At 55.5% G+C, this 26,312-nt stretch carries 25 protein-coding genes; 17 read left to right on the top strand and 8 right to left on the bottom strand.

All coding sequences use genetic code 11. From position 1 onward, the window contains the following. Positions 1-2: 2 nt before the first annotated feature. The 3 genes from A0251_RS14805 to A0251_RS14795 are packed head-to-tail and all read right to left on the bottom strand — an operon-like array spanning position 3 to position 1,854. Positions 3-287 (bottom strand): SelT/SelW/SelH family protein, encoded by a 285-nt coding sequence (locus A0251_RS14805; protein WP_062817618.1) that lies wholly within the window; start codon positions 285-287, stop codon positions 3-5. Then, positions 287-868 carry a YajG family lipoprotein gene (locus A0251_RS14800; protein ID WP_062817617.1) on the bottom strand — a complete coding sequence of 194 codons (582 nt, stop codon included), beginning with the start codon at positions 866-868 and terminating at the stop codon, positions 287-289. The genes A0251_RS14805 and A0251_RS14800 overlap by 1 nt, the downstream gene beginning before the upstream one ends. A gap of 14 nt (positions 869-882) precedes the next feature. Then, positions 883-1,854 (bottom strand): polyprenyl synthetase family protein, encoded by a 972-nt coding sequence (locus tag A0251_RS14795; RefSeq protein WP_062817616.1) that lies wholly within the window; start codon positions 1,852-1,854, stop codon positions 883-885. 241 nt (positions 1,855-2,095) lie between these two features. Between A0251_RS14795 and rplU the strand changes: the two genes are divergently transcribed. The 4 genes from rplU to proB all read left to right on the top strand — a co-directional run bounded on the left by rplU (position 2,096) and on the right by proB (position 5,456). After that, positions 2,096-2,407, top strand: a complete 312-nt coding sequence (gene rplU, locus A0251_RS14790) for a 50S ribosomal protein L21 (RefSeq protein ID WP_007148862.1) — start codon at positions 2,096-2,098, stop codon at positions 2,405-2,407. A gap of 30 nt (positions 2,408-2,437) precedes the next feature. After that, on the top strand, positions 2,438-2,698 hold the full coding sequence (rpmA, locus tag A0251_RS14785; protein ID WP_062817615.1) for a 50S ribosomal protein L27: 261 nt from the start codon (positions 2,438-2,440) through the stop codon (positions 2,696-2,698). A 440-nt stretch (positions 2,699-3,138) separates the two neighbouring features. Beyond that, the gene (cgtA, locus tag A0251_RS14780; protein ID WP_062817614.1) at positions 3,139-4,320 is read left to right on the top strand and encodes an Obg family GTPase CgtA; all 1,182 of its coding nucleotides are present in this window, start codon (positions 3,139-3,141) and stop codon (positions 4,318-4,320) included. A 23-nt stretch (positions 4,321-4,343) separates the two neighbouring features. Next, positions 4,344-5,456 (top strand): glutamate 5-kinase, encoded by a 1,113-nt coding sequence (gene proB, locus A0251_RS14775; RefSeq protein ID WP_062817613.1) that lies wholly within the window; start codon positions 4,344-4,346, stop codon positions 5,454-5,456. A gap of 141 nt (positions 5,457-5,597) precedes the next feature. On the opposite strand, the gene rpsT is transcribed toward proB, so the two are convergent. Beyond that, on the bottom strand, positions 5,598-5,864 hold the full coding sequence (gene rpsT / locus A0251_RS14770; protein WP_062817612.1) for a 30S ribosomal protein S20: 267 nt from the start codon (positions 5,862-5,864) through the stop codon (positions 5,598-5,600). A gap of 225 nt (positions 5,865-6,089) precedes the next feature. Between rpsT and murJ the strand changes: the two genes are divergently transcribed. The 12 genes from murJ to A0251_RS14705 all read left to right on the top strand — a co-directional run bounded on the left by murJ (position 6,090) and on the right by A0251_RS14705 (position 21,169). Further along, on the top strand, positions 6,090-7,655 hold the full coding sequence (gene murJ / locus A0251_RS14765; RefSeq protein WP_062817611.1) for a murein biosynthesis integral membrane protein MurJ: 1,566 nt from the start codon (positions 6,090-6,092) through the stop codon (positions 7,653-7,655). Between the two features lie 134 nt (positions 7,656-7,789). Further along, positions 7,790-8,758 (top strand): bifunctional riboflavin kinase/FAD synthetase, encoded by a 969-nt coding sequence (ribF, locus tag A0251_RS14760; RefSeq protein WP_062817610.1) that lies wholly within the window; start codon positions 7,790-7,792, stop codon positions 8,756-8,758. Continuing rightward, positions 8,755-11,565, top strand: a complete 2,811-nt coding sequence (gene ileS, locus A0251_RS14755; RefSeq protein WP_062817609.1) for an isoleucine--tRNA ligase — start codon at positions 8,755-8,757, stop codon at positions 11,563-11,565. Before ribF ends, ileS begins: the two co-directional genes overlap by 4 nt. A 22-nt stretch (positions 11,566-11,587) precedes the next feature. Beyond that, the gene (gene lspA / locus A0251_RS14750) at positions 11,588-12,118 is read left to right on the top strand and encodes a signal peptidase II (RefSeq protein WP_062817669.1); all 531 of its coding nucleotides are present in this window, start codon (positions 11,588-11,590) and stop codon (positions 12,116-12,118) included. After that, positions 12,111-12,581 (top strand): peptidylprolyl isomerase, encoded by a 471-nt coding sequence (locus A0251_RS14745; protein ID WP_062817608.1) that lies wholly within the window; start codon positions 12,111-12,113, stop codon positions 12,579-12,581. The genes lspA and A0251_RS14745 overlap by 8 nt, the downstream gene beginning before the upstream one ends. 103 nt (positions 12,582-12,684) lie before the next feature. Further along, entirely contained in the window at positions 12,685-13,620 is a 936-nt protein-coding gene (gene ispH, locus A0251_RS14740; protein ID WP_062817607.1) for a 4-hydroxy-3-methylbut-2-enyl diphosphate reductase, read from the top strand. Between the two features lie 560 nt (positions 13,621-14,180). After that, positions 14,181-14,702 (top strand): Tfp pilus assembly protein FimT/FimU, encoded by a 522-nt coding sequence (locus A0251_RS14735; protein WP_062817606.1) that lies wholly within the window; start codon positions 14,181-14,183, stop codon positions 14,700-14,702. Next, the gene (pilV, locus tag A0251_RS14730) at positions 14,702-15,211 is read left to right on the top strand and encodes a type IV pilus modification protein PilV (RefSeq protein WP_062817605.1); all 510 of its coding nucleotides are present in this window, start codon (positions 14,702-14,704) and stop codon (positions 15,209-15,211) included. The genes A0251_RS14735 and pilV overlap by 1 nt, the downstream gene beginning before the upstream one ends. Next, positions 15,208-16,041 carry a PilW family protein gene (locus A0251_RS14725; RefSeq protein ID WP_062817604.1) on the top strand — a complete coding sequence of 278 codons (834 nt, stop codon included), beginning with the start codon at positions 15,208-15,210 and terminating at the stop codon, positions 16,039-16,041. The genes pilV and A0251_RS14725 overlap by 4 nt, the downstream gene beginning before the upstream one ends. Beyond that, positions 16,025-16,576: a PilX N-terminal domain-containing pilus assembly protein gene (locus tag A0251_RS14720; protein ID WP_062817603.1), complete on the top strand. Its 552-nt coding sequence runs from the start codon at positions 16,025-16,027 to the stop codon at positions 16,574-16,576. The genes A0251_RS14725 and A0251_RS14720 overlap by 17 nt, the downstream gene beginning before the upstream one ends. Next, positions 16,503-20,741, top strand: coding sequence for a PilC/PilY family type IV pilus protein (locus A0251_RS14710; RefSeq protein ID WP_197461955.1), 4,239 nt, complete (start codon positions 16,503-16,505; stop codon positions 20,739-20,741). The genes A0251_RS14720 and A0251_RS14710 overlap by 74 nt, the downstream gene beginning before the upstream one ends. After that, positions 20,738-21,169: a type IV pilin protein gene (locus A0251_RS14705; RefSeq protein ID WP_062817600.1), complete on the top strand. Its 432-nt coding sequence runs from the start codon at positions 20,738-20,740 to the stop codon at positions 21,167-21,169. The genes A0251_RS14710 and A0251_RS14705 overlap by 4 nt, the downstream gene beginning before the upstream one ends. A gap of 202 nt (positions 21,170-21,371) precedes the next feature. On the opposite strand, the gene A0251_RS17285 is transcribed toward A0251_RS14705, so the two are convergent. Further along, the gene (locus A0251_RS17285; RefSeq protein ID WP_082810921.1) at positions 21,372-21,974 is read right to left on the bottom strand and encodes a GspH/FimT family pseudopilin; all 603 of its coding nucleotides are present in this window, start codon (positions 21,972-21,974) and stop codon (positions 21,372-21,374) included. On the opposite strand from A0251_RS17285, the gene A0251_RS17280 reads away from it, so the two are divergent. Then, positions 21,965-23,011 (top strand): FAD-binding oxidoreductase, encoded by a 1,047-nt coding sequence (locus A0251_RS17280; protein ID WP_082810923.1) that lies wholly within the window; start codon positions 21,965-21,967, stop codon positions 23,009-23,011. The two genes, A0251_RS17285 and A0251_RS17280, sit on opposite strands and share 10 nt — an antisense overlap. Here A0251_RS17280 and A0251_RS14700 read toward each other — a convergent pair. Genes A0251_RS14700 through A0251_RS14690 form a run of 3 tightly spaced genes read right to left on the bottom strand, consistent with a single transcriptional unit; the run spans position 22,993 to position 26,188 of the window. After that, positions 22,993-24,381, bottom strand: coding sequence for a sigma-54 dependent transcriptional regulator (locus A0251_RS14700; RefSeq protein ID WP_062817599.1), 1,389 nt, complete (start codon positions 24,379-24,381; stop codon positions 22,993-22,995). The genes A0251_RS17280 and A0251_RS14700 overlap by 19 nt on opposite strands. Positions 24,382-24,393: 12 nt before the next feature. Then, positions 24,394-25,950 carry a PAS domain-containing sensor histidine kinase gene (locus A0251_RS14695; RefSeq protein ID WP_062817598.1) on the bottom strand — a complete coding sequence of 519 codons (1,557 nt, stop codon included), beginning with the start codon at positions 25,948-25,950 and terminating at the stop codon, positions 24,394-24,396. Beyond that, entirely contained in the window at positions 25,940-26,188 is a 249-nt protein-coding gene (locus tag A0251_RS14690; RefSeq protein WP_062817597.1) for a PP0621 family protein, read from the bottom strand. The genes A0251_RS14695 and A0251_RS14690 overlap by 11 nt, the downstream gene beginning before the upstream one ends. Positions 26,189-26,312: the final 124 nt, after the last annotated feature.

Raw genomic sequence — 26,312 nt, 5'->3', positions numbered from 1 at the left:
TATCAGGTGCCCTTGCGGTCAATGTGCCCCAACTCCCGTTCCGGGCACACCACATCCCGCACCCGTCGCTTCAGCTCGGTGATTTCCGGAAAACCGCCGTCGCTCTTGCGTTCCCAGATTCGCTGGCCATTGGCCTCGATCTGAAAGACGCCACCGGTCCCTGGTTGCAGGGCCACTTCGTCCAGCTCGTCGCTGAAGGTGGTCAGCAATTCCTGCGCGTACCAGGCGCTACGGAGCAGCCAGTTGCACTGGCTGCAGTAGTGAATGGCGACCCGGTTGCCAGGCATCAGGGTGTGTCGTTACCCGCCAGGAAGGACAGCATCTCCGGGTCTTTGAGCAGACGGTTGATGGCGCCACTGAGGATGTCGTTGACCATCTGCTGGTTACGGCTTGCCGACGGGGTCAGCGGCAGGTCGTGTTCCACACTGCTTTTGTAGGTGCCAGTGTGGATCACATCGCCACGACTGGCCTCGGCCAGCAGGGTCAGCGTCAGGGTGACCTGATTGATCACCGACCCTTCCTCGGGCACGTAGTCCAGCTGCTCCAGGCGCACTTCCAGGCGGGTCGCGTCATCGCCGGGATTGAACGCGTTGAAACCCTGGGTTTGCAGGCCCTTTTTCACCGCGTCTTCAATGGCGCTCTTCACGTCATTGGCGGGACGCACAAGGGCGGTATCCTTGTAAACGCCGCCGCGGGTGCCAAACGCTTCCTGCTCACGGGAGTCCACGGCCAGAACCTGTACGGGCTGGTTACGGCCAATGTTGGTGGCGTCCACGTCGGCAACCGGTTTGACATCAATCACCTGCGGGCTGAGGGCGCAGCCGGCGAAAGTGGCGGTCAGGGCAAGCACTAGCACAGCACGAAACATGGTGGCTCCTTGTATCAATAAGTCCGCTTCAGGGATTCTTCTGCCAGGGTGAACAGGGTCTCCTTGTAGGGGGAGTCCGGCACCGCAGCGATGGCGTCCAGGGCCAGGCGCGTATGCTCGGCGGCCTTGTCCACCGTATATTGAAGACCACCGCTGGCCTGAACGGTTTCAATAATATGTTGCAGATGATCCAGGCCCCCGTTACGGATGGCGTCCTTGATCAGCTTGGCCTGTTCCGGACTGCCATTGGCGATGGTGTAGATCAGCGGCAGGGTGGGTTTGCCCTCGGCCAGGTCGTCGCCCACGTTCTTGCCCAGCTCGCTGGCTTCACCCTGATAGTCCAGCACATCGTCGATCAGCTGGAAGGCAATGCCCAGATGGCGGCCGTAGGCGGCGAAGGCCTCTACGAAGTCGGTGTTGTCATCGGCTCCCAGCACGGCACCGGTTTCTGCCGCGGATTCGAACATCTTGGCCGTCTTGTGGTGGATTACCCGCATATAGTTGTCTTCACTGGTATTCGGGTCGCGCACATTGATCAGCTGCAGCACTTCTCCTTCGGAAATGGTGTTGGTGCTCTGGGAGAAGATATCCAGCAGGCGCGGGTGTTTGAGTGCCACCATCAGTTGCAGGGCCCGTGAAATCAGGAAATCGCCCACCAGGACGCTGGCCGCATTGCCCCACACCGCATTGACCGTGGGCCGGCCGCGACGCAGGTTGGATTCGTCCACCACGTCGTCGTGGAGCAGGGTGGCGGTGTGCAGGAATTCGATAATGGCAGCCACGTCCACATGACGCTCACCGTGGTAACCGGAGGCCCGGGCACAGAGGATGGAAACCAGCGGGCGCAGGCGCTTGCCACCGGACTGGACGATATAGTCACCCACCTCACGGATCAGCGGGACATTGGAATCCAGGTGGTGGTTGATAAACTGGTTCACCGCCGCGAAGTCATCTTCGACGACAGCATAAATGGCCTTGAAATCCATGCACTTGTGTCCAGACAGAAGGTGGGCGCAACAGCGGGCAATGCTAGCAGTGGCTGGCAGCTAGTCAAGGAAAGCCCATTCCCCGTGAAGACGGCGGCACGAGGCGGAATCAGGGCTTGTTCAGGGGCGGTGTTTCACGTACACTTCGCGACCCAATTTCATCCTCTGCCTGGCCCGCAAGTGGTGATCCCTGAACAACAGGGTGTTACCCGCCTGAGTGGAGTTGTGCTGGAGCACATACATGTACGCAGTAATCAAAACCGGTGGTAAGCAGTATCGCGTTGAAGAAGGCGATGTTGTTCGCATCGAGAAAATTGAAGTGGCCACTGGCGAATCCGTGGATTTCGATCAGGTGCTGCTGGTTGCCAACGGCGATGACGTGAAAGTCGGCCAGCCGATGCTGGATGGCGCCAAGGTAACCGCTGAAGTGCTGGAGCAGGGCCGTCACAAGAAGATCAAGATTGTGAAGTTCCGTCGTCGTAAGCACTCCCGCAAGCAACAAGGTCATCGCCAGTGGTACACGGCGGTGAAAATCACCGGGATCCAGGGCTGATCCTTAGGACATTTGAGAGAGGATTGAGACATGGCACATAAAAAAGCCGGTGGTAGTACTCGTAACGGTCGCGATTCGGAAAGTAAACGCCTTGGCGTGAAACGCTTCGGCGGCCAGGTTGTCAGCGCAGGCGAAATCATCGTTCGTCAGCGTGGCACCAAATTCCACGCTGGCGTGAATGCTGGCATGGGCAAAGACCACACCATCTTTGCCAAGGAAACCGGTCGCGTTAAGTTCGAAACCAAGGGTCCGCTGAGCCGCAAGTTTGTGGTGATCGAGCCCGTGGCCTGATCCGAAAGGGTCGGTAAGAACCTGTTCGCGCTCTATACGCAGCAGCGTTGCCACTAAAAAAGTCGCCAGGCAAGGCGTGAACCGCAGGGCCTGACGGGTCAAGTTCAAGGTTCACAACACGGCATGGCGGCTTTTTTAGTGGCAACCCGAAGGGCCGGGCCCCTTTTGCCGCCAGCCCGCGATTGCGCTTGCTTATGTAGAATGACTACACGGCACAATCGAAATCACGACCTGGCGACAAAATTGACTCCGGCGCTGCTGCGTATAGAGCGCGAACAGGTTCTCAAAGCCCCGCGAGGCTCCTGCCCGCGGGGCTTTTTTGTGTCAGGCTGCTTGCAAGCGATATGCATCACGCCACAGGAAACAGATCTGAGACGTTGTGGTGAGCGGCCTGCGTGCTGCTCTACAATGGCATCCATCCAGTAAAGAGTGTCCTCCCAATGCAATTTGTCGATGAAGCCACCATTGAAGTTCACGCCGGTAAGGGCGGTGATGGCTGCCTGAGTTTCCGCCGCGAAAAATACGTGGAATTCGGCGGGCCGGATGGCGGCGACGGCGGGGCTGGCGGCAGTGTGATGGTGCAGGCGGATACCAATCTGAACACCCTGGTGGATTACCGCTACGAGCGCATTTTCAAGGCCCGCAATGGCGAGCCCGGCAAGGGGCGTCAGATGACCGGCAAATCCGCCGATGACGTGGTGCTGCTGGTGCCGGTGGGGACTACCATCGTCGATGTGGATACCGATGAGGTGCTGGCGGACCTGACCGATCCGGAGAAGCCGGTAATGATCGCCCTGGGCGGCCGCGGTGGGCTTGGCAATATTCATTTCAAGAGCAGCACCAATCAGGCACCGCGCAAGACGACCAAGGGCAAGCCTGGCGAATCCCGTCGTCTGCGTCTGGAGCTGAAGGTGCTGGCGGATGTGGGGCTGCTGGGGATGCCCAATGCGGGCAAGAGTACCCTGATTCGGGCGATTTCCGCTGCCAAGCCCAAGGTGGCGGATTATCCGTTTACCACTCTGGTGCCCAATCTCGGTGTGGTGAAGGCGGATCGCCATCGGAGTTTTGTGGTGGCGGATATCCCTGGCCTTATTGAGGGTGCGGCCGAAGGGGCGGGTCTGGGGATTCGTTTCCTCAAGCACCTGGCGCGCACTCGCCTGTTGCTCCATGTGGTGGATCTGGCGCCCATGGATGGCAGTAGCCCGGCGGATCATATTGATGCCATCGCTGACGAACTGGACCGTTTCTCTCCCGCTCTGGCCGAGCAGGAGCGTTGGCTGGTGTTCAACAAGATCGACCTGTTGGCAGATGATGAGGCCCAGGCGCAGGCGGATGCCATCGTCGAGGAGTTGGGCTGGCAGGGGCCGGTGTTCAGGATTTCCGCTGCGGCGGGAGTGGGCTGCGAAGATCTGGTCTATGCCCTGATGAATGCCATCGAGGACCGTCGCAGGCTCGAGCAGGAAGACCCGGAGTATGCCGCTGCGCAGCAGGATCTGCGGGCTCGCCTGGAAGAAGAGGCCCGTGAGAAAGTGCAGGAGCTCAAGGCGGACGCCCGCCGAGCCCGCCAGAATGATGATGACGACGATGACGACCACGATGTGGAAATCATCTACGAACCCTGATTGAGCGCAATGAAGGAGTGAGCGTGGCGGACCGCCAGCGTTGGGTGATCAAGATAGGCAGTGCCCTGCTGACCAATGACGGCAAGGGGCTCGATTGTGCCCTGATGCAGTCCTGGGTGGATCGCATGGTGGCGTTGCGCGAGCAGGGCATCGAGGTGGTGATCGTGTCCTCCGGTGCCGTGGCGGAGGGGATGACCCGGCTGGGCTGGACCTCCCGTCCTGATTCGGTCCATGAGCTGCAGGCCGCAGCTGCAGTGGGGCAGATGGGGTTGGTGCAAGCCTGGGAGTCGCGCTTCCAGAAACACAATCTGCACACCGCCCAGGTGCTGCTGACGCACGATGATCTGTCAGACCGGAAGCGCTACCTCAACGCCCGTTCCACGCTGCTGACCCTGCTGGGTTTTTCGGTGGTGCCCGTCGTGAACGAGAATGACACCGTGGTTACCGATGAAATCCGTTTCGGTGACAATGACACCCTGGCGGCGCTGGTGGCCAATCTGATCGAGGCGGACCGGTTGGTGATTCTCACTGATCAGGACGGCCTTTTTGACGCTGATCCTCGCAGCAACCCGGAGGCAAAACTGATCCGGGAAGCGCGGGCATCGGATCCGGACATTGCCCGTGTTGCTGGCGGTGGCGGGCTGCTGGGGCGCGGCGGCATGGCCACCAAGGTGCGAGCCGCCAAGCTGGCTGCCCGTTCCGGGGCCTCCACCACCATCGCCTCCGGTCGCAGTCCGCAGGTCCTGGCGGAGCTGGCCCTGGGGCAGGGGCCGGGGACCACGCTGCTACCGGATACCTCGCCCATGAATGCCCGCAAGCAGTGGCTTGCCGGGCATCTGCAGATGCGCGGACGGGTGGTGCTGGATGCCGGAGCGGTGCGCCGTATCCGTGATGGCGGCTCCAGCCTGCTGCCGGTGGGCGTGGTGGATGTGTTCGGCCAGTTCTCCCGTGGGGAAATGGTGGCCTGTGAAAGCGAGCAGGGCGAGCGCATCGGCTGTGGGCTGGCCAACTATGATGCCGCCGACGCCCGCCGTATTTGTGGCAAGAAAAGTACCGAAATTGCCGATGTGCTGGGTTACATGAACGAGGAAGAGCTGATCCACCGGGATAATATGGTGGTGTTCGACGTCGGCTGATGTGGGAAGCGAGTCTCGAGTTTCGAGAAGCGAAAGGCAAAACCGGTTTGGCCCTTCGAAACTCGCTTCACGCAACGCGTCACTGATTTTCAGACATAAAAAAACCGGCCAATGGCCGGTTTTTTCGTGAACGCATGAGACTCAGGCAGCCATGGCCTTGATCTTGGCGTTCAGGCGGCTCTTGTGGCGAGCGGCCTTGTTGGGGTGAAACTTGCCCTTGCGGGTGGCTTTGTCCAGCACAGACACCGCCTGGGTATAAGCTTCCTGAGCGCTGCCTTGGTCGCCGGACGCAATAGCCGCGTTCACCTTTTTCAGGTATGTGCGCACCATGGAGCGCATCGCTGCGTTGTGCTGACGGCGGGTTTCCGCCTGACGCGCACGCTTGCGTGCTTGCGGTGAGTTAGCCAAGGTCCTGCTCCTATACTTTAAATTCGAAGGTCAAATTCGGGTTACGACACTGGCCTCTGGGGCCGACCCGGCCTGTTGTGGTCAAAAAACACGCGGGTCATGGTCTAAAGACGCGCAACTATGCCGATCCGGCAGCCCGATGTCAATGGGCTGAGGGGCCGGAAATCATCATTCTGGCGGTTTGCGTGGCCTTTGTTTACTCTTGCCCGGTTTGCTGGAGGCACCATGACCGAACCCACAGAAAAGACCCCGAAAAAAGCCGGTTTAATGGCCTCCACTGCCGTGGTGGCAACCATGACCATGCTGTCGCGGGTGCTGGGGCTGGTTCGGGACGTGGTGATTGCTCGTATGCTGGGGGCCTCCGCTGGGGCCGATGCCTTTTTCGTGGCCCTGAAAATCCCCAATTTTTTCCGCCGTCTGTTTGCCGAAGGGGCCTTCAACCAGGCGTTCGTGCCGGTGCTGAGCGAGTATCGCAGCAAAGGCAGCATGGCCGCCACCAAGCTGTTGGTGGATCGGGTGGCCGGGACCCTGGGAACCGTCGTGGCGTTGATCACCCTGGTGGGGGTGCTGGCGGCGGCGGGGGTGGTGTGGTTGTTTGCCCCCGGTTTTGGCGATGACCCGGTGAAGCGGGCCCTGACCGTGGAAATGCTGCGGCTGACCTTCCCTTATCTATTCTTTATTTCCCTAACTGCCTTTGCAGGCGGCATCCTCAATTCCTGGAACCGCTTTGCGGTGCCGGCTTTTACCCCGGTGCTGTTGAATCTGAGCCTGATCGGCTGCGCCCTGTTCCTGGCGCCGCAGTTTGCCGAGGATCGCATGGCGGTGGCGCTGGCCTGGGGTGTGCTGATCGCCGGGGTCGCTCAGCTGCTGTTTCAGCTACCGTTTCTTGCCAGGCTGAATCTGATGCCGGTGCCGCGCATGGGCTGGTCAGACCCGGGGGTGCGCAAGATCATGACATTGATGGTGCCGGCCCTGTTCGGGGCATCGGTCTATCAGCTCAACTCCCTGGTCAACACGGTGTTGGCGTCGCTGCTGGAGACGGGGTCGGTGACCTGGCTCTACTATACCGACCGGCTGATCGAGCTGCCGCTGGGGATTTTTGCGGTGGCGATCGGCACGGTGATCCTGCCCAGCCTGTCCAGCAAGCATGTGGATGCCTCCAGTGAGGCGTTTTCCCGAACCCTAGATTGGGCCATCCGCATGGTGTTGCTGATTGGTCTGCCGGCAGCACTGGCGTTGGCAGTGCTGGCCGAGCCGCTGCTGTCCACGCTGTTCCAGTACGGCGAGTTCACTGCGTTGGATGTGGCGAAAACCGCAGAATCCCTGCGTGCCTACAGCGCTGGCCTGCTGGCGGCCATGTTGATCAAGGTACTGGCGCCGGGCTTCTATGCCCGCCAGGACACCCGCACTCCGGTGAAGATTGGCGTGATTGCCATGCTGGCAAATATGGCGTTCGGCGCCATGCTGGTGTGGGAGTGGCGTCATGTGGGGCTGGCCACGGCCATGGCCCTGTCCGCCTGGCTGAATGCCGGGTTGTTGTATCTGGGGCTGCGCCGGGCGGGGGTCTATCAGCCGCTCAAGGGCTGGTTGTTTCACTGGGGGCGGATGGTGGCTGCCGGTGTGGCCATGGCAGCGGCCACTTACTGGCTGTCTTTGCAAACCCAGGCCTGGACCGAGGCCGGCATGTGGGACCGGGTCGGTTGGCTCAGCCTGATTGTGATTTCCGGATTGGCGATTTACGGGGCAAGCCTGCTGATTCTGGGGCTGCGCCCGCGACATTTGCGCCGCTGACATCCCGGGGTTGTCTTTCCTCAGGGGGAGCGCCATGTCAGTAATGGTTAACTTTCCCGCCGGTCGCTGCCACGGGCGCATACAAAACCATCGACGAGCCTGTATAATCGGGCGTCTTTTGAGACGAGGATGAGATGCGACTGATTCGCGGCATTCACAATCTGCGCGACAGGCATCGCGGCTGCGTGGCCACCATCGGCAATTTCGATGGGGTGCATCAGGGGCATCAGCGGATTCTGGATCAGGTGATCGCGGAAGCCCGCCATCGTGGTCTGAAGGCCACGGTGATGCTGTTCGAGCCGCAACCTCAGGAATTTTTTGCGCCGCAGCAGGCGCCAGCCCGGCTCATGTCCCTGCGCGACAAGCTGATTGCCCTGCGTGACGCCGGGGTGGATCAGGTGCTGTGTGTGCGGTTCAACGAGCGGTTTCGCTCCCTGACCGCCGAGGCCTTTGTGAAATCCCTGCTGGTGGACGGGCTGGGAGTGGAATACCTGGTGGTGGGAGATGATTTCCGTTTCGGCTGTGGCCGTGACGGGGATTTCGCTTACCTGCAGCAGGCCGGCGAACAGTTCGGTTTCGCTGTGACAGACACTGCCACCTGTGAAATCCACGGCGAGCGGGTGTCCAGTACCCGGGTCCGTGCGGCTCTCAGCGCCGGCGATTTTGCCCTGGCGGAAACCCTGCTGGGGCGGCCCTTTGCCATCAGTGGCCGGGTGCGTCATGGCGACAAGATTGGCCGCACCCTGGATTTGCCCACGGTGAACCTGGCGCTGAAACGCTTGCACTCGCCGCTGGCCGGGGTGTTTGCGGTCACGGTCAGTGGCGCCGGGCTGGTGGACCAGGCCGGCGCCGCCAACATGGGCGATCGGCCCACGGTGAATGGCACAGAAAACCGCCTGGAAGTACATCTGTTGGACTACAGCGATGCCGGGGCCGGCCAGGACAGTCTGTACGGCAAGCATTTGACGGTTGCCTTTCGCCATTACGTGCGAGCGGAAGAAAAATTCGCGGATCTGGATCAGCTCAAGACTGCCATCTGGCAGGACGTGCAAGCGGTCCGGGACTACTTTGAAAAGACGGGATTATTCAAGACGGGACTATGACGGACTACAAGGCAACGCTTAATCTTCCCCAAACCGACTTTCCCATGAAAGCCGGCTTGTCCCAGCGCGAACCGGCGCGGCTGAAAGAGTGGCAGCAAAAACAGCTCTACCAGAAAATCCGTGAGGCCTTTGCCGGCCGTCCCAAGTTCATTCTTCATGATGGCCCTCCGTACGCCAACGGCGACATTCATATCGGCCATGCGGTGAACAAGATCCTCAAGGATATGATCGTCAAGTCCCGTACCCTGGCCGGCTTTGATGCCCCCTACGTGCCGGGCTGGGACTGCCATGGTCTGCCCATCGAGCTGATGGTGGAAAAGAAGGTCGGCAAGGCCGGCCACAAGGTGGATGCCCGCACCTTTCGCCAGAAGTGTCGGGAATACGCCAGCAAGCAGGTGGCCGGACAGAAGTCCGATTTTCAGCGTCTGGGCGTGCTCGGCGACTGGGACAATCCCTACCTGACCATGGATTACGCCTTCGAGGCGAACATTATCCGCTCCCTGGGCAAGATCGTCGACAACGGTCATCTGCAACAGGGTTTCAAGCCGGTGCACTGGTGTCTGGACTGCGCTTCTGCCCTGGCGGAAGCGGAAGTGGAATACTACGACAAGGTATCCCCGGCCATTGATGTGGCGTTCAGTGTGGTGGATGTGGCGGACTTTGCGGCCCGTTCCGGTATTGAGGCTACTGCGCCGGCACTGGTGATCTGGACGACCACCCCCTGGACCATCCCCGCCAACCGGGCGGTGGCGGTGCATCCGCAGCTGGACTATGTGCTGCTCAGCGGCGAGCTGGATGGCCGGCATCGCGAGTTGCTGGTGGCCGAGGCGCTGGCGGACGATCTGGTCGAGCGCTGGGGCATGGAAAGCGTGTCTCGCTCTGCGGCCGTGAAAGGCGAAAAGCTGGAAACATTGTCCCTGCAGCATCCGTTCCTGGGTGCCCAGGTGCCCGTGATTCTCGGTGAGCACGTGACCACCGATGCCGGTACCGGCCTGGTGCACACGGCACCCGGTCACGGTGCCGATGACTTTGTGGTGGGCCAGCAATACGATCTGGACCCGGTCAGCCCGGTGCTTGACAGCGGCCTGTTCCGTGACGACCTGCCGGTGGTGGGCGGTGTGCATGTGAGCAAGGCCAACGAGCCGGTGATCGAAGCATTGCAGGAAAGCGGTGCCCTGGTGAAGCTGGCGAAGATCGAGCACAGCTACCCGCACTGCTGGCGTCACAAGACGCCCCTGATCTTCCACGCCACGGCCCAGTGGTTTGTGTCCATGGACAAGGCCGGGCTGCTGCCCCGCGCCCGTCAGGAAGTGGACCAGGTGCAATGGCTACCCGATTGGGGCAAGGCCCGCATCGAAGGTATGCTCACCGATCGCCCGGACTGGTGTATCTCTCGCCAGCGTACCTGGGGTGTGCCTATCGCCCTGTTCGTGAACAAGGAAACCGGTGAACTGCACCCGGACACCCCGGCGCTGATCGAGCAGGTGGCCCAGCGGGTGGAAAAAGAAGGCATCGATGCCTGGTTCGACCTGACGCCCGCCGAGTTGCTCGGCGATCAGGCCGACCAGTACAGCAAGGTCACCGATACCCTGGACGTGTGGTTCGATTCCGGTGTTACCCATTATTGCGTGCTGGATCAGCGCGAGCAGCTGGGAAGCCCGGCAGATTTGTATCTGGAAGGCTCCGACCAGCACCGTGGCTGGTTCCAGTCCTCCTTGCTGACCAGTCTGGCAATTCGCGATGCCGCGCCCTACAAGACGGTGCTGACCCACGGTTTCACCGTGGACGAGCAGGGCCGCAAGATGTCCAAGTCCATCGGCAACGTGATCGCTCCCCAGGAAGTGTGGAATGACCTGGGCGCCGATATCCTGCGCCTGTGGGTGGCAGCCACGGATTACCGTGGCGAGATGTCCGTGTCCAAGGACATTCTCAAGCAGATGGGCGACAGCTATCGTCGTATCCGTAACACCAGCCGTTTCCTGCTTTCCAATCTCAGTGGTTTCGACCCGGCGACCGATGCCCTGCAGCCGGAGCAGATGCTGGCGTTGGATCGCTATATTGTCGATCGCGCCCTGCAACTGCAGGAAGACATTCAGGGGCTGTACGACGGTTACCATTTCCATCAGGTCTACCAGAAGTTGCACAACTTCTGCGCGCTGGATCTGGGTGGCTTCTATCTGGATATCATCAAGGATCGCCAGTACACCACCCAGGCGGATTCCGTGGCGCGTCGCTCCTGCCAGACCGCGCTCTATCACATCGCCCAGGCGCTGGTGCGCTGGATGGCGCCGGTGCTCAGCTTCACCGCCGAGGAGATCTACGAGAACCTGCCCGGCGAGCGTCTCGATTCCGTGTTCCTGGCGGAATGGTACACGGGGCTTTTCGCGCTGACCGATACGGACATGGACCGCGCTTTCTGGCAGCAAGTGCAGGATGTGAAACAGGCGGTCAACAAGGCCATCGAGAATGCCCGCCGGGACAAGCTGATCAAGGGCGGGCTCAGTGCCGAGGTGGTGCTTTATGTGGATGAGGCGCAACAGGCGCTGCTGAATCGCCTGGGAGATGAGCTGCGCTTCGTGACCATCACCTCCGCGGCTACCCTCAAGCCCCTGGCCGAGGCGCCGGTAGAACTGGAGGCCACTGCCGTGGCGGGCCTCAAGGTGCAAGTGGTCCCCAGCGAATACACCAAGTGTGTACGTTGCTGGCACCACCAGCCGGATGTGGGCAGCCATGCGGACCACCCTGAACTGTGTGGCCGTTGCGTCACCAATGTGGACGGGGATGGCGAGGTGCGACGTTATGCGTGATGGCACGGACCACCGAGACCAGATGTCAGACGTCAAAAAGGGATTATTGCCAGGCCAGCTGATCTGGCTGTGGCTCACTGGTGTGGTGATTGCGCTGGATCAGATCACCAAGCATATGGTGGTGGCTCGTTTTGATCTCTACGAGCGGCTCGAAGTGATGCCGTTCTTCAATCTGACCCTGGCCTACAATCCGGGAGCCGCGTTCAGCTTCCTGGCGGATGCCGGGGGGTGGCAGCGCTGGTTCTTTACCGCTATCGCCCTGGGCGCTTCGGTGGTGATTCTGATCTGGCTGGCCCGGCTCACCGCAGCCGAAAAACTGCAGGGAGTGGCTCTGGCCCTGATTCTGGGCGGAGCCCTGGGCAATTTCTATGATCGGCTGGTGTTGGGACATGTGGTGGACTTCCTGGACTTTTACTGGGGTAACAGCCACTTCCCGGCTTTCAACATCGCCGACACCGCCATCACCATCGGGGCCGGCCTGATATTGCTGGATATGTTCTTGGGCGCTGGAAACGGCGCCGAAAAGAAAGAGGCACGCAAAAAGCATGACTGAGATTCTCCGCGCGGGCCCGGAAACCCGTATTACCCTGCATTTCGCTGTGCGTCTGATGGATGGCACTGAAATGGATTCCACTTTTGGCGGTGAGCCGGCGGCCTTTGTCTGGGGGGATGAATCCCTGCTGCCGGGCTTCGAAAATGCACTGCGTGGACTCAAGGCGGGGGACCGGCGTAGCGTGTTCCTGGAAGCGAAAAAGGCGTTCGGCGAGTACAACGACGAGAATGTGCAGCACTTTACCCGGGATACCTTTGCCCAGTACGACACCCTGGAGCCGGGCATGGTGCTCAGTTTTGCCGATGCCGCCGGTGGTGAGTTGCCGGGAGTGATCAGCAGGGTGGAAGATGAATGGGTATTCGTCGACTTCAATCACCCTCTGGCCGGGCGCGATCTCACCTTTGAGGTGGAGATCATCGCGGTGGAGCGCTATGCGCCGGAGCAACCCGTTACGCTGAATTGATACCGGCTGGAGTGAGGCTCTTTCAGCTCGATGGTCGTGGCCATGGTCGCAGATTGCGGCCTTTCCCGGTTACAATGCCCGCACTCGTTACGCAGGACTTCCTATGCAAATCCGACTCGCCAACCCCCGTGGTTTCTGTGCCGGGGTGGATCGCGCCATCGACATTGTCAACCGGGCCCTGGAAGTGTTCGGACCGCCTATCTATGTGCGCCACGAAGTGGTGCACAACCGCTACGTGGTTGACGACCTGCGCCAGCGGGGAGCGGTATTTGTCGAAGAACTCCACGAAGTGCCGGATGATGCCATCGTTATCTTCAGCGCCCATGGCGTGTCAAAAGCCGTACAGCAGGAGGCGGACCGCCGCCAGCTAAAGGTTTTCGATGCCACTTGCCCGCTGGTGACCAAGGTGCATATGGAGGTGATCCGCTACGCCCGTGAGGGACGCGAAAGCATCCTCATTGGCCACGCCGGCCACCCGGAAGTGGAAGGCACCATGGGGCAGTACGACAAGGCCAATGGTGGCGATATCTATCTGGTCGAAGACGAGGCGGATGTGGCCAGACTCCAGGTGCGTGACCCGGATACCCTGGCTTTTGTCACCCAGACTACCCTGAGCGTGGATGACACAGCCCGAGTCATTGATGCCCTTCGACAGCGTTTCCCCAATATCCTTGGTCCCAAACGCGAGGATATCTGCTACGCCACCACCAATCGCCAGGATGCTGTACGACAGCTGGCCCTGGAGTGTGGCCTGGTGCTGGTGGTGGGCTCGGTAAACAGCTCCAACTCCAACCGTCTGCGGGAGCTGGCCGAGCGCTGCGGCGCTGAAGCGCATCTGCTCGACGACCCCTCCCAGATCGACCCGGCCTGGCTCAAGGGCAAAACGGCTGTCGGCGTCACCGCCGGTGCCAGCGCCCCGGAAGAGCTGGTCCAGCAGGTCATCACCACCCTCAAATCCCTGGGCGGCTCCGACGCCGAAGAAATCCCCGGCCGCGAAGAGAATATCCGTTTCTCCATGCCCAAGGCGCTGCGGTCGTGATGTATTAGGGTGCTTTGAGCCACACTGCTAGTGAGTTCAGATCATGGACTCCCTTTTTTATATCCTAGCTAAGCTTCGCCAATCGCTGTTTTGGCGCGAATCATTGACGGTGGAAATTCGGTCACTGAATGGTCGATCGAAGGAGGCAGGGAGAGCTGTTTTGCTGGGCTTTGGCCATTGTCGGTCCGGTCGGCAGGCATAAAGGTTGGGTAACCGCCTTCATCTGGGCCTCAAGCCCCTTAGGGTTCCCCAGGCCTCTGGCAGGCGAGGGTTAACGCCACTGGTGCTATCGTGTGCTGCCCTTAGGCGCAATCCTTGCTTCACGTGGTTACATACAAGGAATACAAGGTTGCTATCGGGAAGGTAATGATTTTGTATGTTTTACCAGTCAATCATCGCTGGTACTAAAGTGTGATAACCGTCACAGCATAAAGTGCTAAATTTCATTGTTTTTCAGTGGCTTATACCGCTTGTAGCTATGGTTTATCCGTCTGTCTCCGCTTGATTGCCGTTGACTAGAGCGCTGTTACAGTGAGTTTGTGCTTATAGAGGAATGGGTTGTGCAACTCTCGAAACAAGTCAAAAAACAAGCGGGTTTTACCTTGATAGAGTTATTGGTCACTTTGATGATCATGGCTATTGTCGCATCTATTGCTGTTCCGTCGTTCCAGAGTTCTACCAGTACCTCTGAAGTGAAGAAAAGTGCCAGAGATCTGGTGGCAACCTTAAATACGGCCAGAGCTTATGCGGTGAACCGTCGTGAGAACATTCAGGTGGAAGCGGATGGTGGTGACGCTGCTAATGAGTGGGGGAATCCGGGCTGGGTGTTGCGTCTCCCTGCTGGGGTGGATGGTGAGCAGACATTCCGGGCTGCAGGAGATGTAACTATCGATGAAGTCGTTGGAGGCATTGATGGATTTTCTGTAGGCCCAGACGGTCGTATCTACGACCTAGCAGGCAGCAGCGTTATCGCAAGACTGCAGTTTGATGTTTGCCCGGGCGATGGGTCTGGAGTTACCGGGCGCACTATCGAGGTCAATCAGTTTGGTCGAATCCGCAATACGGATAAAAGGGACTGCTGATGACTTCGTATCGACGTTCATTTTCCCAGCAACAGGGTGTTGGACTGGTGGAGGTGCTGATTGCGCTCCTCGTAGTTGCTATTGGTGTGCTCGGCTATGCGGGACTTCAGCTTCGAGCGTTAGATTCGACAACAATCGCTTATACGCGAAGTCAGGCAACCTCCATTGCTCAGGCTGCGGTGGAAAGAGTGAAATCAAATCCTTTGGCTTCTGAGTATTACCTCGATAGCAATAATTGGCCAACAGGAGAGCCCGGGAAAGATCTGGATGAGAAATGTAGTGCGGTGAAGAGTTGTACGCCTGACGAAATCGCCGCATGGGATGTGCAGCAGTTGCGCTGGCTCACCTGGAATCTTTTGCCATCCGGCCGAATAGACGTCTCTGCCTGTGTAGGCAGTGAGCTGCAATGCGTAAGGGTTGCTTGGAACGAGACAATGCCAGATCAGTGTGAAGATGGTAATGCGGTTGTGAGTGACGCGAACTGTTTTGTGCTGGAGGTTTTGCCATGAAGGCCGCGCAAAGGGGATTTAGCCTTGTTGAGCTTATGGTGGCGATGGTTCTTGGGCTGATCGTGACCCTGGCTGCTGTTCAGATTTTCACTGCTAACCTCCGCAGTTCTGAAACTCAAAAAGTGATGACTGAAGTCCAAGAGTCAGGGCGATATGCAATACAGATGTTGTCTTCAGATTTGCGACGTGCGGGAACGCCAATGTCCGATCATTCTCTGGCTAGTCCCGGTTCGGGCTACATTACTGACCCTATCATTTTTGGTCCCGATTTGAGTCGTGAAGGAGGTGGGAATGCAGACGCCAACGACTCAGTCGCGTTTCAGTTTTATGGTGTTCAGGATTGTGAAGGCGATCGTGCTGCAGGTGCTAGCCTGGACTCCCCGGTACTGATTACCAATGTTTATGATGTTCGCATGAATGCTGACTCTGGGGCCAATGAGCTCTTTTGTGAGGGGGATGTGGATCTTGCCACCAGAGGTGCCGCAATGATTGCAGGCATTGATAGCTTCCAGGTTCTTTATGGTGTGGACCGTCCGACTATTGCTGGTGAAAACCGGATAGATCGCGTTGCTTTCGCTGGTCAATACGTTGATGCGGATAATGTGGTTGGCGAAACAGTAGTGAGTGTTCGTGTTGGATTATTGGTGAGTGCAGAAGTCGATAACCTCCCGGATTTCAATGAAGGCCAGCGGTTCGTGGTTTTAGACAAGGAGCTTGTCAACGGAGAGGGGCCATTAGCGGAAGTGAAAATGCGGCGGCTATTTGTCACGACAGTAAAACTTCGGAACCTTTCTCAGAGAGGAGTGACTCCCGATGACCTCATTTTGTAATCAAAGAGGTGCGGCATTGCTGGTCGCACTTATGATTTTAACGATCGTTTCAATTCTTGGTGTGACAGCCATGAAAACAAGTATGTTTAATTCAAAGATTGCCACTACTACACAGGTTTCAGCAATTGCTTTTGATGGCGCGGAGAGCGCATTGGCTGCTGTATATGACGAGGCGGTTTATCGGCCACAATCAGATCCCAAATACCTGATAGGAGCGCTGGTTTCAAAGTACAACATTGAAACAGGGGAAAGCATTGTTGTTGAGCGTTGCGTAGGGAAAAGCGATGTGCAGCTTCTGCGGGCATGCCAGGACTCGGATAATGCCGACTCAAGAAACCTTCTCAAAGCTGGTTCACGAACAGTAATGAAAGGTTTGGCATCAGCACCATATCTCAGTACGGTCAGCACGGCGGGGGCGGCTAGTATCAATTTCGCCTGGTATGAATTTATGGCGGTTGCTGATGGTGAAATTGAAGTTTTCAACATGGAAAGGATTAACGAACAGCACTTTTCCAAGCTTGGTCCAGCGCTTTAATGCGATAAACGTTATTCATGCCCTGGGGGGTGTAATCATGAACCGGTGGGTTTTTCCAGTCGTTTTTACAGCATGTTTTTTGGCTGCACCAGTGCATGCTGAAGATGTGGATATCTATTTCAATACTGTTGATGGTGACAGTCGTGCGCCAGTCAATATCGTTTTGCTCATGGATACATCCGGGAGTATGGATGGGAATGTGTGTGTCGATGATGCTTGTTCACGCCAAAACACCAAGATTTCCGAGCTGAAAATTGCCCTCAAGCGTGTTATCGACTCCCTAGGCTCGAACGCTCGAATCGGTCTGGCACGTTATAATCAAAGCCAAAATGATGGCGGGCGGCTGATTTATCCGGTTCGAGGTCTTGATGAAGTTGATGCTGGAGACCCGATAAAAAGTGCAGTTTCAGATAATCGCGGGGATGGTTACCAAACGGTAAATGGTTATCTTGATGTCTATAATGATGAATTAGATATTCCTAATGAAAAAGAAGATGGTGGAAGGGTTGGTTTTATCTTTGAAGACCTTGATGTACCACGCTATGCAGTAGTAAAGGAAGCGTATGTGGAAATTGAAGCCAATGAAAGTTCCAGTACGCCTATAAGTATCGATTTTGCGTACGAAGATGTTGGTTCATCTGAGCTGTTTAGTGGCAGTAATGATATCAATAGTCGCTCATGGGTAGGGGGGTATCGTGTCGATGTGACAGAGAGTTGGAATAATGTGGGCAAGTATCAGATGGACGTGACTGATCTGGTCCAGGATGCTGTAAACCGTATTGCTTGGTGTGGAGGAAACAATCTTGCTGTCTCCATGACAAATGCCATTCCAGGAGATACTAAAACACGTGAAATCGAAACCCATGAAAGTGGAACTGCTTATCCGGCAATTCTTACCGTTGAATGGGACTATACACAAAAGCCCAACATTACTTCATTGCCCGGGTCTGCAGGTTATAAAGATCAGCTTTCCTGTGGTGGAGGTCTGACAGCAAATCTTGGCAGCTCGCTGGACGATGGGCACGAATTGAATAATGGCAGTGTTTATCTTGAGCATCAATACCCAGATCTTAATCCCAGCTCGGTTGGTGTTGGGCTTCGTTTTCCTGCGTTGAATCTTGATGGTCGAGCTAGTGCGCCTGAACCTGACGTCGTCCAGTCGGCTTATCTGCATGTATATGGTCGACAGGATCGTTATTTCAGTGGGGATTTTGTTGTAAAAGGTATGGTTGGAGGTAGTGTCCCAGAGTTTGCGGAGGATAATGAAAATCTCAGTAAGCGCAAGCTGGGTGCCGCCGAAAATTCACAGAAAATTGGCGACTTCAACCAGTGGCACAAAATCGAAATTACTGATGTTCTACAGGAAATTATTTCTGATCCAGACTGGGCAAAAAATAGCGCCTTTGGTCTGTTGTTGGGTGTCAAGGGGGTTGGGAGCTCAAAATTAGAAATATATTCTTCGGAGTATGGTTCAGCCACGCAGCCTTATGTGACTATACAGTCCCTCACCGCCGACCCTTCTAAATTTTTGCCCAGGGTGCGTGATCGGTTGAAGGAAACGGTGGACTCTTTGACGGCTAATGGCGGTACTCCAACCATGGAAGCCTATGCTGAAATAGCCCGTTACATGCTGGGAAAAAATGCTGTTTATGGTCCAGGTTACAATGATTCGGTGGAATATACTGACAACACTCGGACTCAGTATTTGTCTCCTAACGAAAACTACCCCTATGCCAGAAGTTGCACATCTGACCACATCATGTCGTTGTCTGATGGTCAGCCGACGAATGTTGATACCGATTATTACATGGTGACAAGCCTGACAGGAAAAAATAACTGCACAGGCAATGCCAGTGGGTCTGATAAGCGAAGTTATAATTGCCAAATGCAATTGTCAGAGTGGTTGTCCAACGGCAATGCAAATGGATTGGGTAGACCAATAACGACTCACACCATTGGTTTTGCGGTTCCGTCAGACCTGCAGGCAAACTTTGAGCGTGTTGCACATATTTCTAACGGCCAATTTGCGCCGGCTCGAAATGCCACAGAGTTGGAGGCTGTTTTTCAGAATATTATTAACAGCCTTACGGCTTCCAATACTTCAATTGCTGCACCTGGTGTTGCGGTGAACCAGCTGAGTCGACTGGAGTTCCTGGATCAAACCTACTATTCGGTTTTCAAGCCTAATAATGCGTCTTCAGTATGGGATGGTAACCTCAAGCGTTATCGTTTGGGGCGTGATGGTGATGGGCTAGCGATTTATGACCAGACAGGTTTGAAAGCTGTAGACCCTAATACCGGCTTTTTCAAGGATGCAGCTTCTAGCTGGTGGGATACTATTCAGGATGGTCCGGAAGTATCGCAGGGTGGAGCCCGAAACCAGGTGACATCGGCCTCAAGAAAACTTTATGTCGCTACTTCCAGTCCCTCTACAGGCGGTAGTAAAACAGCTAATAGTGCAGCAGGAGCATCTCTGCTGCTTTATGATAAGTACAACAAGGTTTCCAAAGAGGCACTTGGCCTTGCACCAACAGCAAGTGATGAAAAGCACCAAAAAATGCATGAGACTTTGTTGCAGTCATGGGGGGATCCGCTTCATTCCATTCCTGTGATGGTCAATTATGGTTACATTGGTAGCTATGAAGATGCTGTCAGTGATGCGGACAAACAAAAAAATGTGGTTTTCGTCAGTACGAATGACGGCATGCTGCACGCCATCGAAGCGAAAACCGGAAAAGAGCTGTCAGTCTTTATGCCTCAGGAGATTTTAGGGCAAACAGCTTTTCGTGAAGCGGGTCCCCAATTGCAGCAGCCAGGCAATAAGCGTGTGACCTATGGTCTGGACGGTAGCTGGAGTGTATGGCGAAAGGGGGCAGCCGATAGCACCCCCGAGAAAGTATATTTATTTGGTGGTATGCGCCGTGGTGGCCAGAATTACTATGCGCTTGATTATACCAATCCTGAGAAGCCGGAGCTCCTTTGGGTAATGAAGGGTGGAGAGGGTGATTTTGGCAATATGGGTCAAAGTTGGTCCGATCCCACTTTTGGTTTTGTTAAAATTGATGGTGATAGGGTGCCTGTTCTTGCCATCGGTGGCGGATACAGTCCTGACAATCACGATAATGCTGCGGACATCAGCTATTCGGATAAAATGGGAAATGCTATTTATCTGGTCAACGCTATGACAGGTGCAGTGATTTGGAAGCAGGAGGGAGGGGATCTTAAATGGTCTATTCCCGCCTCGGTTGCATCTGTTGACATGAATTTTGACAAGATTATCGATTTTCTGTACGCGGTGGATCTTGGTGGGCAAATTATTCGAGTGGACCTTAATAGTGATGCATCAACTTCCGGCGATGTTGTTGAGCGCTCAAAAGTCATTGCTAAACTAGGGCTGAGTGATGATAGTGGCAAAAAGAATCAGCGTCGTTTCTTCTCTGCGCCAGCTATTCAGATAGGTTACCGTAACGGCAAGACAACGCTGCAAGTACTGGTAGGCTCGGGTGCCAGACCGCACCCAATGGATGAACAAACTGAAGACAGGTTCTATGCTGTCGATGACTTCGAGGCTTTGACACACTTTTATAATAACTACAAAGCGCAGCCTGTTGTTACGCATTCGGACCTTCTTGATGTTACTGATAATTATTCTGCGACAATAGACGATGAGAAAGGTTTTTATATTACCTTGGAGAAAGGAGAAAAAGTATTGGCTCAACCAACCGCTTTGTTCGGTCTGGTGTATTTCACTACCTTTATCACGGAAAATAAGAAGCTGAATGATTGTGCGTCGATCCCTGGCGGGGGGAGAGCTTATATCGTTAATGCTATGAACGGGGCTCCAGCGGCAGACCTTGATAATGATGGAGAAGTCGATGATCCCAAGAAGCGCTACGAGGATATCGATAACCAGGGGATTCCTCCCCAGCCTCAGATCATTCTCCCTCCGGTAGAATCTGGTAATGGAGATGGCGGGGGCGGTGGTGCTGGTGTCCCGGGTCAGGATGAATGCCCTGATTTCAAATATGCTGTTTTGATCGGCACCTCAATCGTTAATGGCAACACTATTAGTGCTTGTGGTGTCGAGAAGCGGCAATGGCGAGAACTGGAGTCTCAAAAACAGGCGGATCAACGGATCAAGAAATATTCCGGAGGCAATCCATGATTAAGAGCGCCGAAGGTTTTACATTGATTGAGCTGATGATTGTCGTAGTCATCGTTTCGATCCTTGCTGCTATTGCTTGGCCTTCCTATCAAAATCACGTTGAGAATGCTCGCCGCACCGAGGCACAAGGAGATATCATGGCGCTTGCGTCATCTTTGGAGACTTATCGCTCTCAGAATCTCTCTTACGGAGGGGCAAGTCTTTCTGTGCTGGCCCCTGGGTTAGCGGCGAATGATTACTATACAGTTTCTTTTAATCAGGACCCTCTTCCGTCCGGTGCGCAAAGTTATGAGATTACGGCTGTTCCTAAGACTGGAACTTTGATGGAGGGGTCAGGGGCGATGCGCTTGAGTAGCGATGGAGACAGCTGTTGGAGCAAAACGAACCAGACTAGTTGCACCTACGGTTCAGACAAAAGTTGGAATTAGCATGCTTTCTAGCTCACTTTCTACCTCTTGGCTTTAACTCTTAGAATATGGAGGAGATGTGAATTTATTAGTCATGTTAAATTTTTCGAGCCGTTCAATTTAGTTTTTTGGGGCGTGTTAAAAGATGTGATAAGCTTGCTAGTATTCTAGGAGTTCTGGTTATTAATGGTCAGGGCGTTAGTTTTCAGGCGCTCTTGAAAATTTATGGACAGTTTTTGTTAGGGGAGGGGCCGCTCCCAAGACGTACTCGTCCACGCCAGTTCATGATCAGTTTGATGCCATATCCGGAGTGGCAAAGTAAAAAATGTCCATTCTGGTAGTGAAGGCGACCCATCGAATCATATTCAAGATAATGCTGCTTGCCCCAGCCATTACGGAATATTTGTAGCTCCTGAGAAGAAGACAGTCGGGCGATAATGTTTTCATGGCGGTCTTTTTTTTGATTTCTGTTGGTATCTTTAAACGCAATTAGGTCGCCGCCATCAAAGCCCCTGCAGTTGGCGTTCTCACTGCAAACAAGTACGCTCCCATGATAAAGGGCCTCGCCGCGGGCAAGCTGGAAAAAACCTATCAACTCATTTCGTTTCGCGATTAGTTGTTGTTTAGGAATGAAGTGATGTGTAAGTGTGGTAGCTAAGGTTGCTAGTATCGCTAAGATAGTTAAGCCTGTCGCCAGCTCAACTAATGTAAACCCTTTGGAACGCGTATTTTTTATCATGGTTTTATTTTGCTGGTTAAAAATTATTTTCCGATAGGTGATCTCTTCATTTTGCGTAGTACATAATGAGTAAATAGATGGAGACATGTGGTATCGTCGGAGCAGGAATTATTGGGCAACTGTCCGCATTTTTTTTGCTTGAGCGTGGAGTCTCAAGTATATCTATCTATGAAACCGATTCTCGCCCTCCTGCTTCCTGGGCAGGCGGAGGTATTCTTTCTCCTTTATTTCCTTGGCGCTATTCAGTATTTATGAATCAGCTCTGTGATCGCGCTGTTCCTCTCTATAAAAGTATTTGTGCGCGACTGCAATCCCTAGGGTACTTACCTGACGGTGCTTTGCATTTGTCAGGTATGTGGATGGAGGTGCAGGAAGATGAGGTTGAGATTGCGAGTGCTTGGGCTGCTTCTTCCCTATTGCAAACCTGTGAGGAAGAGAGGTTGATAGGTGGAAAAAGTTGTCACGGATTTTGGTTTAATGATTTGGGGTCAATTCGCAACCCTTGGTTTCTGAAAGCATTGAGATCTTATCTTATCGATAAGGGAGTGGTTTTCGTTTCCCAAAAAGTGATTTCATGGTCTGAGAGAGGTGGCTGCGCTGCACTTCATCTGGAAAGCGGGACTGCGAAAAGATTCGGCCGACTAATCTTTGCTTGCGGTGCATGGGTGAATGAGCTGGTCGAATTTGCCCCTGTCTTTCCGGTGAAAGGAGAAATCTTACTGTACCGTTTGGGAAGCCAGGCACCAAGCCATATTATCTTGGCGAAAGAGGGCTATGTCATCCCCAGAAAGAACGGTGACACCCTTGTGGGGTCAACAACACGTCCAGGGGATGACTCCACGTGGCCTACGGTATCGGGAAGGTGGCAATTGGAAAAGGTAGCGAAATTATTGCTGCCTGGGCTAGACAGCGCTCCGGATTGCCACTGGGCAGGAGTTCGGCCCGGTACTGGGCGGGATTACCCATACATTGGCAAAGTGCCAAATACGGTTAACGTATTCTTAGCGGCGGGTCACTTTAGAAATGGTTTGGTGTCAGCGCCGGTAACGGCGGAGCTCATTGCTCAGCTTGTATGTGGCGAACACTCAAGTGTCGGTCTGGCGCCTTATTCATTGTCACCCTGATCAAGTTCCAGTTTTTTCAGCCGATAACGTAAAGATCGAAATGTCATGCCCAGTTTTTTGGCTGCAGCGGTTCGATTCCAGTGGGTTATATCCAAGGCTTTTAGAATTTCTTTTTTCTCTATCTCTTGCAGGAAATCTTCAAGAGGTTGGTTGCTATCCCGCTCAGCCAGGTTTTGCGATGGCGAGACGTTTGGGTTTGCATGCACGGGCTGAGTAGATTGAGTATGCGCCTGTAGATGGAGATGTTCCCTATCGATTGTGTTGCTATCGCAAAGGGTAAGCGCACGTTCCAGCGTGTTTTCCAGCTCCCTGACATTGCCAGGAAATGGGTATTGTGCCAAAACGTCCATGGCCGCATCGGTTATGGAGGGAGGGGTAATCTCCCAGGCATGACTTAGCCTGTTAAGAATATGTTTTACCAGAGCAGGAATGTCTTCTTGTCTCTCGCGTAATGCGGGTACGTGAGCCTCAATGACATTCAAGCGGTAGAACAGATCCTGCCGGAATCGGCCTTCTGCCATCTCACGGGCAAGGTCCTTGTGAGTGGCACATAAAATCCGCAAATTGACCTGGAACTCCTTGGTTTCCCCTACCGGACGAACAGACTTTTCTTGAATGGCCCGCAGCAGTTTGACCTGCATGTGGAGAGGGAGGTCGGCAACTTCGTCAAGAAAAAGCGTGCCGCCATCGGCTTCGCGAAAAAGACCTTTTCGGTCTTCCACCGCACCGGTAAATGCTCCCTTGCGATGGCCAAAGAATTCGCTTTCCATCAATTCCGAGGGAATGGCACCACAGTTGACTGCCACGAAGGGTTTTTCGCGCCGTGGGCCAAGGCTATGTATCAGTCGGGCAATGCGCTCTTTGCCGCTGCCGGATTCACCACTGATATAGATTGGGGCCTGGCTGCGTGCAAGCTTGCGGACCTGGGCTTTCAGGGCTTGCATGCTTGGTGCTTCGCCGATCAGGCTGTCTTCTTCCTCGTGGTGATCTTCCACTTCGCTGATGCCCAGACCATCTTCAATCAGCTGACGCAGGCGGTCCAGCGATACGGGCTTGGCGATAAAATCATAGGCGCCGAACTTCATGGCATCTGTCGCTGTTTCCATGCTGCCATAAGCCGTAATCACGGCGGTGGGCATCTCGGGACAGTGACGGGAAATATACTGGAGCAACTCCAATCCGGTGCCATCGCCCAGGTTCATGTCGGTCAGACACAGGTTGAATGTCTGCTCATCAAGGGCTTTTTTGGCTGCGGCGAGGGATTCAGCGGCGGTGGCTTTCAGCTTCATTCGGCCAATGGTAATGACCAGCAGTTCGCGCAGATCTGCTTCGTCGTCAACAACCAGGATGTGTGGGGTGTCAGCACTCATAATCAGATCGTGTTATTGGAATTGTCGGTGCGGGTGAGCAAAGGTTATCACAAAGCTGGCCCCATTCGGGCTATCTTCAAGATCCAGGGCGGCCTGATTGGCCTGGCAGAGCTCCCGGCAAAGATAGAGGCCTAATCCATTGCCGTCATTGGCCGTGGTATAGAAGGGTTCAAAAAGGTGTTGAGCGGTTTCTCGGGGGATGCCGTTACCGTTATCCCGGATCCGGAGCCAGGGTAAGCCGGTCTGCTGATGGCTGCCACATTCCAGAGTCACGTTGCAGTGCTCCCCGCCGTGCTGAAATGCATTTCGAATCAGGTTGTCGACTACCTGGGTCAGCTGGCTGCGGTCAAAGCGGACTTCCACCTCCGATTGGCAGGCCTTGCTGAGGCGCTGGTTGCTATAGCCCCGTAACGCCCATTGTTCAATAAGCTCGTCAAGGAATGGCGCCAGGCTGAAGCGCTCGGCCTGGCCTCGTCCTCGGCGAGACAGGTCCAGCACATCGTGGATGATGCCATTCACGCGGCCCACATGATTGCGAATAATGCCGAGCAAATGCTGATCTTCCTCGCTGGCATTTCCATCAAGTAACAGCTCGGTGGCATGGTTGATGGCGCTTAGCGGGTTGCGTATCTCATGGGCAAGCGTGGCAGAGAGGCGCCCCAGTGAGGCCAGATTCATCTGCTGTGCCTCCTGGGCAACCCGGGCGCTATCTTCCAGAAAGAGCAGGGTGAGCAGCTCGTGGTCGGTTTCCAAAGGCGCGAAGCGTGGGCTGAGCACGGGAGATTGTTCTGATGTTCTCAAGGTGGCCAGCGGCAGTAGCGGGTTTTCCAGCCAGCGACGGTAGCGGTGAGCCAATTGCTTGGGTAACTGGTTGCCCAGCATGGGGGTGCCAAACAGGCTGTTGGCGGCCTGATTCGCCATCAGGATCCGTAAGGATTGGTCGAATACCACCACGCCGGTGCGCATGCGCTGCACAATCTGTTGATTCAGGGCTTCCAGGCGCTCAATGGCCACCCGCTGTCGCTGTGCGATTCGTTCACTGTACTGCAGCCGCTGGGATATCTGCTGGATAATCAGCGAGACCATGAAAAAGGCGATACCCAGCAACCCTGATTCTGTGAGCAGGAATGGCGACTCAGACAGGGCCTGGATGGAAAAATAAAACTGCTCGAACATCATCGACAGAGTCGCAAGTGCGGCAATCAGAAAGCCCAGGCGTCCACGCAGTAAAATATTGCCTGCGGCGACGGTGACCAGCAGCAAAACCGCCAGCCCGCCCTCCAGGCCTCCGCTGGCGTGCACCACCAGGGTGAGCATGGTCAGATCGGTAATCAGGGAAGCCGGTTGCGCCCAAGCGGGGTAGGCCCGCTTTTCAGCGCGGAAATCCAGGGTGGCCGACGCCAGCGTCAGCCCCAGATAGACAAAGAGTGTCGTTTCAAATAATAGTGGCAGATGGGTGCCGATGAGGGGCTTTTCCGGGCCGAAATGCAGCAGCATCAGGCTGCAGGCGATGGCAATCCGGTAAACGTTATAGATTCGGGCGGGTGTCCACCCCTGGCTAGCGCTCATGGTGCTCCAGATACAGGCGCTGGTGCACCTGGCAGCAGAAGTGTCGGCCATTATGCGTAAAGGCTTCCGGGGCCGGGACATGCACGCCGCACTGGGCGCATTTGAGCATGGCCTGACCGTCCCGATCCGCATCGGTCCCGGTATTGCTGCGGCTGCCGGTCTGCGAAAGCAGGTTTTTTGCCACTCGCCAGGCCAAATAGATCAGGGCGGCAATAATCAGCAGGCGTATCAGGCCCATTTTGTTCTCCTTGTTTTAGCGTGATGCGTCCATCGGTCGCCGGCTCAGAGCCTGCTCGGGGTCTATAGGCAACCCGAAGGGCCGGGAGCTTTTTTCGCCAGCCCGTGACGGCTCTTGCTTATGT

It is taken from the genome of Alcanivorax sp. NBRC 102024 (genome assembly GCF_001602235.1).
Lineage (GTDB): Bacteria > Pseudomonadota > Gammaproteobacteria > Pseudomonadales > Alcanivoracaceae > Alcanivorax.
The sequence above is the reverse complement of the archived record's forward strand: the minus strand, read 5'-3'. Positions and strand labels throughout refer to the sequence as shown.